Origin of the sequence: Mesorhizobium sp. M1329, assembly GCF_040318035.1 — a bacterium.
GTDB lineage: Bacteria > Pseudomonadota > Alphaproteobacteria > Rhizobiales > Rhizobiaceae > Mesorhizobium.
In genome coordinates, this window is the sequence record NZ_JAMYLN010000008.1 from 179,930 (window position 1) to 192,274 (window position 12,345).

Here is a 12,345-nt window from a genome sequence, read left to right on the forward strand (position 1 = left end):
ACCACAGATCGAGGCATTTGCGCCTCATGGCGTGCTCGCTTTGTCTGTCGCCTACTGACACCAACAAAACAGGCAGGCCGGGATCAGCCTGCCTGTTACGAGGGCTACTGCGGCGGCCCAAAGGAAGTGAACCGGGTCCAGACACGGCCCAGCGCAGACAGCACACGCTTCAGGAAGGACAGACGCGCGGGGTCGCCGTGCGCGTGGCGTTCGATCTGCTTGCGCATCACCGCTTGCGACGTGGCTGGATCGAAGGCGCGCAGCCACTCAACCTCGCCGACCGTAATGAAGTAATGCGAATTGCAGGGTGCATCGCAGACGGCAATCGAAGGGCGCACCGTCGCCATACCGCCTTGTTCAGTGACCTGGTGGCTGTCGGGCACCAGCAACGAAACACGATGACCACAGCCGCAAGCGCACAGCAGGGCCCCGATCTCGAACTCCTCGCTGTGATAGACGACGCCCGGCACCAAAGGCTTGGGCATGCGCTCGACCGCTTCATAGCGAAATCTCATCTAGACTCCCCCCGCCCGGTCCATTTCGAAGGTTACGGTATCGAAGATTATCGAGGTCGCATCACTCTCCCGGTCCAGCAACCCGAAATGCTGCTTGAACCGGATCACGGCCATGTTGGCATTCAGCGCATTGAGCTCGGGAATCTGCGCCTGCTTGCGATATTCGTCAGCCTTCGCGTTTTCGACCGGCAGACGCACCGTACCCCGATTGTTGTCGAAGGCGGCACGGTCGGTGCCCGTAATGCGCACGAAGCCGCTGAGCCCGACGGCCGAGCGGTTCAGGCCCATGCCGCAATCGACAAAGGGAATGTTGTTCGCACTCAGCCAGTCCACGATCAACAGGCGCGCCGGCCCCTCATCAACCGAGACGAAGACGAAATCGAACTCGCGGAGGCGAATAACATTGTCGGCCGTGATGCGTTCGGCGACCGGCACAATGCCCGCATGCCATTGATCATAGTGCATGGCAAGCGCCTCGACTTTCAGCTTGCCGATGGCGCCGGGGATAAAGCCCGGCCATCTGAAGATCGTGTGGAGATGGACCTTGTCATCATCGAACAGCGCAATCTGCTCAAGATGCGTACGAGCCACTGAATCGAGAATGAAGGAGCCAGTTCCGCCAAGGCCGACGATGGCGACCTTCTTGCCGCGCATGAGCGCTGAGAGATCATTGAGGTGATAGCGCGCGGACATGGTGTCGGGAAAGCGCAGCGGCGAACCCTGCGCGGCCGCCTTGACGGCGATCCCACGTAGGGGTGTAGCCTGAGGATAAGCATTGACCGCCGGCGTCGTGATCGTATCGATGTATGTCTGTACCTTTTCCTCGAACGACTGGTACGCGCGCAGCGCGCCCTGCTCATCCATCAACTTGTAAGAGAAGGAGCAGCTCATGACGAGATCAGGCGTCACCTCAACGGGATTGGGACCGCCGCCAAGCCTGAGCTCGCGTCCCTGCTGGTCGTGGGGTCGGCTGCCGCGCCACCAGGCTTGGTGATCGGCGGGGGGGCCGATGACCGGGCCGGTCAGACCAAGTGGGCAGGCCCAATCGCCGTGCTGCAAGCCGGCCTCGCTGTCGAGGTAGGGCAGACCGTATATAACGAAATAACCGCCCACGAAGTCGATCAGGTATCCCGTCTCGTCCAGATCACGAAGGAAGGGGTTATGATTCACCAGTTCCGGCAACTCGAAAGCGCATTCCATCCTTCACCTTCACCTTCTGACCCGGTGCGAGCGTGCCGCTCGGGTTCTCGACCGGACCGTGGGAGTATTTGACGAGATATTCGTTCGAGGGCTTTCCGCCCTGCCCGAGATAGAGATCGACCACGCGGGCGTAAGTGATCTGTTTGGTGTCGATCTCGTGGTCATCGCCATTAACCAGAATGTCGAAGACCTTCTGGCTGTAGAAATGCTGATCCTGCGTCAGATGGATCGGCGTGTCATCGCGCGGAATGCGCTCATCTTCCTCGTCGCCCGCGACCTCGCGGTAGAGCCTCTCGTGCTGCTTAATGTCGGCCAGCGCATAGAGCGCTTCACCGGTCGTTGGGTTGGGCGAATTGATCGCCACTCGATTGATGTGGATGCGCACGATGTGCGACGCAGCAATGTCCAGCATGACTTATATCCTTTCCCGCCTCTGGCGGCGCTTGCGTTTCGCCCCGACCGGTGGCATTTTGGTGTCCGGCCAGACAACAGAAGGGGTTCGAAAAAAGCCCTGGTCTAATTCACATCAGATCAGAGCCTGTTGTCCACACAGACAACAAATAGCGATTGAAAAAAATTTGTCAAGGAGGGCGAATGCCGGAAACAGCACTGGGTGTGTGGTTGAAAGGCCTAAGGGAAGAAAGAAAGCTGAGCCTAAGGGATCTCGGCCAGCGCAGCGAGGTCGATCACGCCTACATTCACCGGCTTGAAACGGGCGTAAAGGAAGCCCCATCCGAAGACGTTTTGGACAAGCTAGCGACTGCGCTGTCAGCCTCAAAGCGCGATCGCGAAGTTCTGCGCCACCTCGCGCGCCAGGAGAACGTTAATCCGAATATCTTGGAATTTGTCCGTCAGGATCAGAGTATCAGCGCCGAGGAGCTGCAGATGCTTTCCACCGTTGTGAATCGCGGCACGCGCGCGGATTACGCGACCTCGCTCGCGCGCATCAGGCGCATGATGATGGAAGACGATGATGGATGAGTTGTCAGTCGTTTCATCTGCACGGGCGTTTATCAGCAAATGCGGGCCGCTTGCGCAGCCGGTCTCAGTCGATATCTATGCGGCAGCAATCGACGGCACGATCAAAAAGGAAGCCTTGAACGACGGCGAAGATGGCTGGTCGTTCAAGACGCCCAAGGGCAAATACAAGATCTGCGTGAACTGCAATCAGAACAACAGGCGTCAGAGGTTTACCGTCTGCCACGAGGTTGCCCACGCGGTTTTAGACATCGCCCCCGATCATAGCCAGCCAAGCTGGAGTCTCAGCAAGCGGCCCCAAGGCGAGATTTTCTGCGACATTTTCGCCGCCGAGCTACTCCTACCATACAAGCTCTTCAAGCCGCAGGTTGACATGTCGGAAATGGGCATGGCGGCCGTCGGCACGCTGGCCGATGATTTCGATGCCTCGCTTCTTGCCGCCGGCTCGCGTTTCGCAACCTTCTCGAAAAATCTCTGCGCGTTCGTCGTCTCCGAAGGCGGCAAGGTTCGCTACAGCGCCCGCTCGGCAAGTCTACGTCAGGCAAAGGGCTGGGTCAGGCCCGGGGCGCTCCTGCCCGAGGGTTCCTACAGCGCACGAGCACGAGCGGGCGAGAAGCCATCAGGGCCTGAAGAAGCGGAGGCCGATGAGTGGTTCGAAGACTGGGACCGCGATGGCGGCCTATTCGAAGACGTCTTGCATGTTGGTCAATGGGATCAGACCATGACGCTGCTGTGGTACGAAGAGGACGACGCCCCGCCCGCGCGTCTCGAGCGCAAGCAATGGGAGGAACAGACCTACGGCCTGCGTGAGCTTGACGGCAATCTGCCCTGGCCGGGCGGCAGGAAGCGGCGATAGGTGGAGACCTGAGTTTGCTAGGCCAGCGGATCGATCGCCCAATATGCAGACCTTTTCAGCGTCCGGGCAGGATCATTCCCAGACTTTTTGCGCTCCCAATCGAGCGGCCGATATCTTTCTTTCGAGAGAAAAAGCGGTCCGTCGGGTCACGGCCCCATTTTGACATTCAGTCAGACGGTCCCGCAATGCGCCGACGACAATTCTTTCTCTGAGATGCCTCAGTTGGCTCCACTTTGCATTCTGCTGGAGCTTCGTCGAAGAACATTCCTGCCGCTAACCCAAAGGTTATCGTGGAATTTTGCTAGCCACTTTCTTTGACAAGCGGCTTGGTTTCAATCGCTCCTTGAGGATAGGTTCTTCGCTTCAACTTTAGTTGGCGACGCTCTTGATGCCAGATGCGACCGCTGCGTTATCAGCGGATTGGGTTATGCTGTTGAAAAGGACACACGCACTTTCTTTTTTGCGGAAATTGAACCCTAAGCAGGATTTGTCGTTTGCACATTGCAGTATGCAGTCTGGATATCGGAGCGGAGAGGTCCAATAGGCGTTGCCAGAAATTTCCGTTTTTGTGGCGAACACCAAATTCGAGTAGCGCAAATTGCTCTCGACCACTTTTTTTGCGGCCATGATCGACTCTTCGCTTTTGACCAGTAGCGATGCGTCCCCTTTCATGAAACAAGCTCGAAATTTTGTGTTATAAGTAACCGCTAGACACCTGAAGTCGGTGTCGCAGGCGGTTTGACACTGCTCAGAACTCACGTTCCTAATTGGCATATCCGGCAGGTCGTTTCCGATCGCGTCCCACCCGGACACGACAACAAATCCACTATCTGGATCGACCTCTGTCGCAGGAGTTTCTGCGGGGACAGTTGCGGCCTGCTCTCGTGACGAGTCAGGAATGATGTCTGAAGACGCAAATGTGCGACCATCCAGCCACGCGCATCTTGTTGCAAGATCGACGGCGGATGAATCATTAAGGCCGACCAACTGAAGCGTCTGAGCAGCAGCGCCAGGCCCGGCTGGTGGCGCTGTCGGTGCAGAACGAGCTGCCAATGATACATTTACGTCTACGCCGTTCACACTCCGCCGAGAGTAACACCACGCTCGGTCCCAGGTTTGGTCGTTCTCATCCTTGAAGTGGTGACCTGTGATTAACTCCCAAGTGGTGCCTTGGAACTCGACGTTCTTGGTGGCGAACTTGTTGAAGTCGACGGTCACCACGTCAGGCTTGGTAGGGACGTCAGCCTGGGGCGCCTGCTCCTGAGTTGGCTTTGGAGTTGGAACAGGAATAGGCGGCTCATCTTTTGGGGAGGTGAGATCGCTTGGCTGCTCTATGGTCGGCAAAGCCGCCGGCTCCGGCAAGGTTTTGTCCCATAGACCAAGATTGATGCCCAGCCCAATCCCGACCGCCGCCACTGCAATGGCTCCGCCAGTCGCCATTCGGCGAAAGGCGGTCGCTCGGGCTGTCTTCTCTTGGGCCGCGGCTTGAGCCTGCAAGGTTGGAATCGCTGACCTTTTGACGGCGAGATCGACGGCTTGCTCAAGCAGGGTGGTATTATGCCGGACGAGCACTTTTGCGACCCTTCATTGATACCGTCACGAGGTCTGAGACCTCAGGCGGCAAATCCTGGTCGAGGGCCTTGCGAAGGACTTCGGGATCATCGGTGAAGAGCGGAACATAGAGGATCTCTTTGACCACCTTTTCCACAGGCACCTCAACCCGCTTCTCAACCTCTTTCTCGACCATAACTTCGACTGGTACCTTAATCGTTCGAATTCGGCGCCACCGCCAACTCAGAAGCATTCTGCGGAGCAGCCTGGAAGTCTTGCTGTCTGAATTGTCCTCTTCTCGGGCGGCAATGCGCTGGAGCGCTAGAGCGACCATTGCCGTAATTGGTCCCGCGAGCGCGGCGATGAGCGCGAGCGAGCCGAACCAAATCACAGAGATTATTCCGGCCTGTGCCTCAGTCACCAGTTCAGGTTTGCTGCCGTACCACCGTGAGGCAATACGGCGGACCTGATCTGTCCGCGCCATTGGGATCCGCTCCTTGGCCAAGGCGCTGAGGGCTTTGGCAATCTGGTCCTGTCTGACCTGGTTTTGCGCCGAGGTGTTTGCCTTGTTGGCTTCTGCCGCCTGGGCATCTGCGAGCCGTTTGCCCGCTTCATCCAATCGACGCTGCCAAGCCGCGGCATCACTATCGCGCGTTTGCTCCAGAGACGAACGCCTATCGACAAGCTTCTGCCTCTGGTCAGTAGTCATAGGAGGGCTATTTGCCCGCAAACGATCGAAATTTTCGCGCAGCGCAGCAATCTCTTGATCGAGCGGCTCAATCCGAGTGTCGAACTTGGTGATAATTTTCGTGCGGGGGTTGGCAAGTTTAGCCACTTCCGATTCTAGCCTGCGTGCCGAGTCGCTGTCGCCTGAATCGCGCGCCATCTTGATACGTTCAACAAAGCTGTCGCGTTGGCGCTCAAACTGATCGACAGCGTCTTTAACTTCGCGATCACGCTGTTGAATCAGCGCCGATCGAACAGCATTTTTCTCATCCACTTGATCGCGAACACGCGAGGCCTCTGGAGTAAGGGCTGTCGTTCCCTCCAATTCCGCATTGGCCTCGGCAATTTGCGACTGAGAGGTCGCACGCGATTTTTCTGCAAGAGAGGTCAGCTGCTCAATTTCGGAACGGGCTTGATCGACCTGATCGGCTCTTCGACCAAGTTCGTCAGCAGAGGCGAGCTTTGTCGCTTCCTGCTCAAGGGCATCAATCTTGTTTACGAGCTCCTCATAACGCAGCTGACGCAATGCGCCTGCCCTCTCCATCCCCATAAAGACAGTTTCGAAAGTGATGCCTGCAAGAACCAGGAGGAAGACCAAGATTATGGGCTTCCAGAGCCAAGACGCGCTGAAAAGCAGTGTAGCTATCGGTATCTTGGTGAGCTCCGCGATTGCCACCATGAGAAAGGGTGCACTGGCGAGCGTCAAATCCATTGCAGTGACAGACTCGCTTGCAGAAAACGCTTGTACGCCTAATGCTACACCTGTCGTAAGACCAATCGCTGCGGCCGCAATCTCTAGGGCCCAGGCACCACGGTAGGTCCACTGGCCATAGCTTGCCAGCTTTTGACTCATCACAGTCTGCATTTTACTCGCCCCCCCGACAGGGCAACATCACGCCTTGATCGCCTGCCAGCATACATTTAACGGTTTTGAAAGTCTTAGTTAAGGCGTCTCTTCTCTCTATTGTCGCAATAACTTTTTCTGCCCTTCAGATATAGAATACCTCGTCAAAAAAATGGGGTTAGCAGACCGCGTCGCCCATGCATGGTTTTCGTTGGATCGGTGTAAGCGGAAAGCCGAACAGGCCGTAGCGCGCTTACTCCGTTACATTTCAGCTAGCAGAGTGTTTCGCATGCGATCCCATCCTTGTCGCGATCGAGTTTTCCGCCCCATGAGCAGTTTTGCAGGTACCAGTTGGCTTCGTCGCAGGAACCGATCTGCTTGCACGTTCTCCGCGGCTCGCAAGAATAGCCGCTCTGCGCGACCAGCTTACGGCTGATGATGCCCAGCGGGCGACTCGACGGCGCCGCGCCGTCGGCGTGCGCAGCGCGCCATTCCCAGGGTGCCTGAAACGTCCCGGCCCACAGGCCGATCTTTGAGGCTTGGGCTTGCGCCTGCTGCCCCCCATAGGCGCCCTGGCTGTAGTGAGGCCAATCCAGCGCCTGGCCGTGCTTGACCATCCAGGCGGCCACGCCCGCGCCGTCGGCGCGCCGACAATCGCCGACAAAGCGGTGGTAGCGGTCCCACGTCACGAATGTGCATTCGAGCGGCCTCGACGCGGCCAGGAAAGTGTCCAGCGCTTCGGCCGATCGCCGGCCGCAAGGATACTCGGCGCCATTCGCATCGCGGCACAGCTGCCGGCCCTCTGGCGCGTCGATGCCGTTGAAGCGGACGCGCTGGCCGTGGATTTCGATCGTATCGCCGTCAATGACGGAAGCGACACCGGTAAGCGAGGCGGGCGCCGCCCTTTGTGGGCTGGCCTTTGATGCATCGTCGCTACGTTGCGCGCCCGACGGCGCCAGGAAGGCGGCCACCGCCGCCGCTGCCGTAAGACCGAGCATTGCCGGCACGCTCGCAAGTTGGCGCCGCCACAGCTTGGCACCGGTGGGTCTCTGCCACCGATTGGATCGATATTTGCGGTATGGCCTGCTCATCCGCTACGCCGACCAGCCCGGCCATGCGCTGTCGACCATGGGCAGGCCGGCGCAATAGTAATCGTCAACGAACCGCCCGGTGGACCGGTCGCGGCGCCAGATAACGCTGTAGTTCTGGCCATAGAATTGGTCCCACGCGACGCCATAGGTTTGTGGTGGCGGTGGCCGGTAATATGTTCCGCCTCCATAGCCGTTGTTGGCAGCGACACCCACAGCTGCGCCGCCGACAGCCGCGATCGCTATGCCTGTCGCGACAGCATTGTCGGTTTGCACAAGCCTGGTGCACCTCTCTGCTGTTGCGCCCCTGCGCACTAGAAGGGCCGCTACCCTGCTACGATACTGTTCGTCCGTGCTGCTGGCGAGAACGTGACATAGCGCAACGGTATTCATTGCCGTGAGATCGCTGTCCGACACGACAGCGGTCGTAGAGCAGCCGCTGACGCACAGGGCTGCACTTGCGATGAGTGCTCCAATTTTCATGTGAATCCCCCAAACAAATATTGGGGCGAGTCCGACCTAGAAGTCCAGAGTTTTGTTTTTCACTTTGCTACGATTCACAGCATGCTGCGGCTAGCTGGCATCCACTGCAACCAACCCTTCCGCCGGTCGTTGACTGATGCTGGGTTGATCTCAGCCACTCCAGAACTTGCCCGCTGGCTCAAAACCGGCGGGCTTTTTTTCCGCGACGCCGGAAGGCTCTATCTCGCCGTATGTTGTGGTACATCGGCACGCCGTCATCGGGCCGTGCCGTTGACCGAGGTGGTCCCTCCGCCATGGTCGGCCGGCGCAGCCTTGACCGTCCGCGCGGGCCATCCCAATCAAGCCCGCTGGCTTCGGTCGGCGGCTTTTTATTTGATGCCCGGCGCCGTCGGCTTGGATCTAGATCCTCGCCAGTGCCGGATTGAAGGTAAGCTGCGGCGGTATGATCGCACTTCGCGCGGGACGGACCATTGGTGTGCAGCAAGAGCGCCGAGTTCATTCGGCCAAGATTCTGCACTAGGCCGAGGTAGGTGAAGGCAGATAGCTATCCGGTAATCGCTGAGATATTGGAGATAATGTTCCCCCATGGAGGTGTGTACCAGTATTATAAGTTTCCAAACTTCATGTACGAACGCCGTGGACGAGCTGCTGTGTGCGCTTGCCGTAAATCGCTTCCGCGAGTTCACAGTCGGAGGTTGGCTAGGACCCTAACGCGAGAGCTTCAACGGCCCCCTTCGCGATGAACTCCTCAACGAGACGCGGTTCACGTCCCTGGCCCAGGCCCGCGCGAGGCTCAATGTATGGCGCGCCGATTACAACGGCGCGCGTCCGCACTCGCACATCGGATGGCAGACACCCAACGAATGTGCATCGACCTTCAACCCGCGACGGTCGCTCGCGCTGCGCAACGTGAAACGCTCCGCGCCAGCACCCGTCGCGTCCACCGGCCATCAGGGCAAATCCACCCCCGGAAACGAACTCACGACTGGATAGAATTGGGGGAAACGTCAGGGCGGCCATAACTTTGCAGTCTTCAGACGCGAGGCGGCCTACAACAGCGCTGCCCACCATGCTTGTGGCCCGCGACCCACACGGCTTTTCCCTTCAGATCGTACATTATGCTTCCTTCATGATTACCGATGTCTGCATGACCTTGAGGTCTTCCCGCACCATTTCCGCGGCGAGCTCGCGCACGGATGTCTCATGCACCCAGCCGAGCTTCTCCTTCGCCTTGGTGGCATCGCCCAGGAGAAGATCGACTTCCGTGGGGCGGAAGTAGCGTGGGTCTACCTGGACTAGGCATCTGCCGGTCTCGACATCATAGCCCTTTTCGTCGACTCCCTCACCACGCCATTCGAGCGCGACGCCGACATCTTCGAAAACCCATTCGACGAATTGGCGGACAGGGGTCGTCTTGCCCGTCGCCAGCACGTAATCATCCGGTTGATCCTGCTGCATCATCATCCACATACCACGCACGTACTCACGCGCATGGCCCCAATCGCGTTGAGCATCCAGATTGCCGAGATAAAGCTTGTCCTGCTTGCCGAGGCAGATAGCAGCGGCGGCGCGGGTGATCTTGCGCGTCACAAAAGTTTCGCCGCGCAGTGGGCTTTCATGATTGAAGAGAATGCCGTTGGAAGCATGGATACCATAGGCCTCGCGATAGTTGACCACGATCCAGTAGGCGTAGAGCTTGGCGGCGGCGTAAGGGCTGCGCGGATAAAAGGGCGTTGTTTCGTTCTGCGGTACGGATTGCACGAGGCCGTAGAGCTCTGAAGTCGAGGCCTGATAGAAGCGGGTCTTGTCCTTCAGACCGAGGAGGCGGATCGCCTCAAGAAGTCGCAATGTTCCGATACCGTCGGCGTTTGCTGTGTATTCCGGCGTTTCGAACGACACCTGGACATGGCTCTGAGCGGCCAAGTTGTAAATCTCGTCTGGCTGGGATTCCTGAACTACTCGGATGAGATTAGTCGCATCAGTGAGGTCACCGTAATGCAAAATTAGGCGCGGATCGGGATCGTGCGGGTCTTGGTAGATGTCTTCGATGCGACCCGTGTTGAAGGAAGAGGAACGTCGCTTAATCCCATGAACGACGTAGCCTTTTTCCAGCAGAAGACGGGTAAGATAGGCACCATCCTGTCCCGTTATGCCCGTAACCAGAGCAACTTTCCTGTTCTCGCCCATTTTCTTCCTGCTCTATTATAGTTGAAGTTTCGACTCCGGCTCGCCACACCGCCAGCAAACTGCGGCCCGCCCCATACCCTATGGTAGGATTTCGACAGATGCGGCGCGGAGCTCGTCATTGACAGTGTCAGCCAGCGAGCACACCTGCTCCTGCTTGGAGGCATAGCAAAACAGAGTCTCGCCGCTAACCTGCCTAAGTCGCACATGCGGCCTGAGTGCCGAACTCAGCTCACGGGGTGAGCGACATAGATTTCAATCACGTCGCACCCGATTTGCTCATCAATCAGCGAGTGAGGACGCACGTCCGTTCTCAAGCACGCAGGTCGGTTGCATAGCCGCTCCGCTTCTTCCACGAAGTGGGTGGCCAGTAGAATCGTCTTGCCCTGCGCCAACAGGGCACGTAGCCATTCCCAGATAAAATGGCGGGCATGTGGGTCCAAGCCGACAACTCCACCTTACCGCTCTCTTGCGCTAACCAAGTAATCTTAATCATTGCCTGCTTCAGCGTCTTCTAATGGAAATTGTTTTGATCAGTGAAATCGATTGTTTGGATGAGGTGCATCCATAAAATGGATTGTTTGACAGGGCAGCGCGGCACATCGGCGGCACAAAGTCGTGGGCGCGAGGTTTCGCTCCGCGCGAAGACAAAGTTCGTGGCAGTCGGGGGCTTTGGGCGAACCGCACATTTGAGACGGCGGCGAAAAGCCGGGTAGGGCATTACGTATTGACCTCCAAGGAATTTCGGGCGCGCTAGCCCGAAAACGGTAGCTGGGCTTCAACGATGGGGGGGACGAGGCGACCATCAAACTGTGTTTCATACTGTAGGCGATCGCAGTGCGGCGAATTTGAACGGCCGCCTTTGCCAGCCCTCGCCATCGCATCCGGCTACAGGTGCCGAAGATCTTCTCGATCCGAGTACAAATTCTGTGGATCGGTTGGTTCCAGGCGTCGAGCTTTCGGCCTCGTCGCGCCCCCACAGCGGTTGCGACGATGCGCGGCCTTCCACCCTTGGCGCGCACCGCGTCGCCGAGATGATTGCCTCGGTAGGCGCTGTCGGCAAACACTTCGCCGGGATTGTCGGGCAGAACATCAGGAACGGCGTTGCCGTCCTCGGTGTGGGCGCCGTGACGGCGATCTCCTCGACAAGGGCCGTATCGGCGTAGGCACCGAAATGGGCTTTGAAGCAATGAAACGCTGGTCGGCGCTTGTACTTGACCCAATGGCCCTCTTCATCATCTTCGCTGGCCGAGGCGATGATCGCCGCATCGACAGGCGTGCCGATCTTCACCTGGATCGCTGAACTGGCGGGTGATCTCGGCGAACAACAGGGTCATGAACCTCAAGGGCCTGTCGAAAACGGACGAGAGCGGGTTCGCACAGGTGTCGGCTCCGACACCGAGAACCCGCAGAACCGTCGGAACGATCCTCCACATGGCTGCAGACGCCAAAATTCCTCTCTCGGCCGTCGTCGCACAGCATCGCGTGCCAGTCGCTCAGTCCGGCCGGATCGAAAGCTATCCGGTCGACACGAGTTGCGCCATGTTGGCGCACTTGAAAGCGTCAGAGGGCGCTGTGTCGCATCTTTCGATGGGACCGGACGCCATGATGGCCATAAATGACGTGGATGGCCTGCGCCTGACATTCGACGGCTGGCGGGTCCTGCACATCCGTCCTTCAGGAAACGCCCGCAAATGACATGTTACGTTGAGGCAGTTAAGAATTGGACTTGAAAAAGGGACTTTGTGGACTGCCTCGACCGGCTGTTTCGCTTAGCAAAGCGCGGCCCCACGTCAGCAGAGGCTCATGGTCAAGGAACGCCTTAGTATCCATCACATGGATGGGCCACATTCACGCAATCAATTTTACACATGTCGCCGGGCGCATTAGAGAACGCTGAATTTAAACCGGAAGCGAGTG

General features: G+C 58.1%; 12 protein-coding genes and 2 pseudogenes. 4 read left to right on the forward strand and 10 right to left on the reverse strand.

Annotated features, from left to right (window positions below):
- Positions 1-104 precede the first annotated feature (104 nt).
- Genes NKH21_RS10905 through NKH21_RS10915 form a run of 3 tightly spaced genes read right to left on the reverse strand, consistent with a single transcriptional unit; the run spans position 105 to position 2,127 of the window.
- Positions 105-515: a ubiquitination-like system serine protease family protein gene (locus tag NKH21_RS10905; protein WP_352467836.1), complete on the reverse strand. Its 411-nt coding sequence runs from the start codon at positions 513-515 to the stop codon at positions 105-107.
- Positions 516-1,715: a ThiF family adenylyltransferase gene (locus NKH21_RS10910; protein ID WP_352473671.1), complete on the reverse strand. Its 1,200-nt coding sequence runs from the start codon at positions 1,713-1,715 to the stop codon at positions 516-518.
- The gene (locus NKH21_RS10915) at positions 1,675-2,127 is read right to left on the reverse strand and encodes a multiubiquitin domain-containing protein (protein WP_352467834.1); all 453 of its coding nucleotides are present in this window, start codon (positions 2,125-2,127) and stop codon (positions 1,675-1,677) included. Before NKH21_RS10915 ends, NKH21_RS10910 begins: the two co-directional genes overlap by 41 nt.
- A 182-nt stretch (positions 2,128-2,309) precedes the next feature.
- Between NKH21_RS10915 and NKH21_RS10920 the strand changes: the two genes are divergently transcribed.
- Both NKH21_RS10920 and NKH21_RS10925 read left to right on the forward strand, forming a co-directional pair.
- Positions 2,310-2,696: a helix-turn-helix domain-containing protein gene (locus tag NKH21_RS10920; protein ID WP_352467833.1), complete on the forward strand. Its 387-nt coding sequence runs from the start codon at positions 2,310-2,312 to the stop codon at positions 2,694-2,696.
- Positions 2,686-3,549 carry an ImmA/IrrE family metallo-endopeptidase gene (locus NKH21_RS10925; RefSeq protein ID WP_352473670.1) on the forward strand — a complete coding sequence of 288 codons (864 nt, stop codon included), beginning with the start codon at positions 2,686-2,688 and terminating at the stop codon, positions 3,547-3,549. Before NKH21_RS10920 ends, NKH21_RS10925 begins: the two co-directional genes overlap by 11 nt.
- Before the next feature lie 369 nt (positions 3,550-3,918).
- Here the strand turns inward: NKH21_RS10925 and NKH21_RS10930 are convergent, their stop codons facing one another.
- From NKH21_RS10930 to NKH21_RS10945, 4 genes are all read right to left on the reverse strand, one after another.
- On the reverse strand, positions 3,919-5,121 hold the full coding sequence (locus NKH21_RS10930) for a PAN domain-containing protein (RefSeq protein WP_023680065.1): 1,203 nt from the start codon (positions 5,119-5,121) through the stop codon (positions 3,919-3,921).
- A complete protein-coding gene (locus tag NKH21_RS10935; protein ID WP_352474457.1) occupies positions 5,105-6,691 on the reverse strand; it encodes a hypothetical protein in 1,587 nt (528 codons plus the stop codon). The genes NKH21_RS10930 and NKH21_RS10935 overlap by 17 nt, the downstream gene beginning before the upstream one ends.
- 251 nt (positions 6,692-6,942) lie before the next feature.
- The gene (locus NKH21_RS10940; protein WP_352467051.1) at positions 6,943-7,641 is read right to left on the reverse strand and encodes a thermonuclease family protein; all 699 of its coding nucleotides are present in this window, start codon (positions 7,639-7,641) and stop codon (positions 6,943-6,945) included.
- 123 nt (positions 7,642-7,764) lie between these two features.
- Positions 7,765-8,034: a hypothetical protein gene (locus NKH21_RS10945; protein ID WP_352864856.1), complete on the reverse strand. Its 270-nt coding sequence runs from the start codon at positions 8,032-8,034 to the stop codon at positions 7,765-7,767.
- A 921-nt stretch (positions 8,035-8,955) separates the two neighbouring features.
- Between NKH21_RS10945 and NKH21_RS10950 the strand changes: the two are divergent.
- A pseudogene (locus NKH21_RS10950) lies at positions 8,956-9,234 on the forward strand (integrase core domain-containing protein); the annotation flags it as partial.
- 123 nt (positions 9,235-9,357) lie between these two features.
- Here the strand turns inward: NKH21_RS10950 and gmd are convergent.
- From gmd to NKH21_RS10965, 3 genes and pseudogenes are all read right to left on the reverse strand, one after another.
- Positions 9,358-10,428: a GDP-mannose 4,6-dehydratase gene (gene gmd, locus NKH21_RS10955; protein ID WP_352864858.1), complete on the reverse strand. Its 1,071-nt coding sequence runs from the start codon at positions 10,426-10,428 to the stop codon at positions 9,358-9,360.
- 141 nt (positions 10,429-10,569) lie between these two features.
- A pseudogene (locus tag NKH21_RS10960) lies at positions 10,570-10,871 on the reverse strand (nodulation factor ABC transporter ATP-binding protein NodI); the annotation flags it as partial.
- Between the two features lie 371 nt (positions 10,872-11,242).
- Positions 11,243-11,716: a hypothetical protein gene (locus tag NKH21_RS10965; protein ID WP_352864861.1), complete on the reverse strand. Its 474-nt coding sequence runs from the start codon at positions 11,714-11,716 to the stop codon at positions 11,243-11,245.
- Positions 11,717-11,760: 44 nt separating this feature from the next.
- Between NKH21_RS10965 and NKH21_RS10970 the strand changes: the two genes are divergently transcribed.
- Positions 11,761-12,123, forward strand: a complete 363-nt coding sequence (locus NKH21_RS10970) for a hypothetical protein (protein WP_156937465.1) — start codon at positions 11,761-11,763, stop codon at positions 12,121-12,123.
- The last annotated feature ends 222 nt before the right edge of the window (positions 12,124-12,345 follow it).

What these genes read in the sequence shown, in the direction of transcription:
- NKH21_RS10905 (WP_352467836.1), bottom strand. Translation starts at nt 515, where the DNA reads ATGAGATTTCGCTATGAAGCGGTCGAGCGCATGCCCAAGCCTTTGGTG.
- NKH21_RS10910 (WP_352473671.1), bottom strand. Translation starts at nt 1,715, where the DNA reads ATGGAATGCGCTTTCGAGTTGCCGGAACTGGTGAATCATAACCCCTTC.
- NKH21_RS10915 (WP_352467834.1), bottom strand. Translation starts at nt 2,127, where the DNA reads ATGCTGGACATTGCTGCGTCGCACATCGTGCGCATCCACATCAATCGA.
- NKH21_RS10920 (WP_352467833.1), top strand. Translation starts at nt 2,310, where the DNA reads ATGCCGGAAACAGCACTGGGTGTGTGGTTGAAAGGCCTAAGGGAAGAA.
- NKH21_RS10925 (WP_352473670.1), top strand. Translation starts at nt 2,686, where the DNA reads ATGATGGATGAGTTGTCAGTCGTTTCATCTGCACGGGCGTTTATCAGC.
- NKH21_RS10935 (WP_352474457.1), bottom strand. Translation starts at nt 6,691, where the DNA reads ATGCAGACTGTGATGAGTCAAAAGCTGGCAAGCTATGGCCAGTGGACC.
- gmd (WP_352864858.1), bottom strand. Translation starts at nt 10,428, where the DNA reads ATGGGCGAGAACAGGAAAGTTGCTCTGGTTACGGGCATAACGGGACAG.
- NKH21_RS10970 (WP_156937465.1), top strand. Translation starts at nt 11,761, where the DNA reads ATGAACCTCAAGGGCCTGTCGAAAACGGACGAGAGCGGGTTCGCACAG.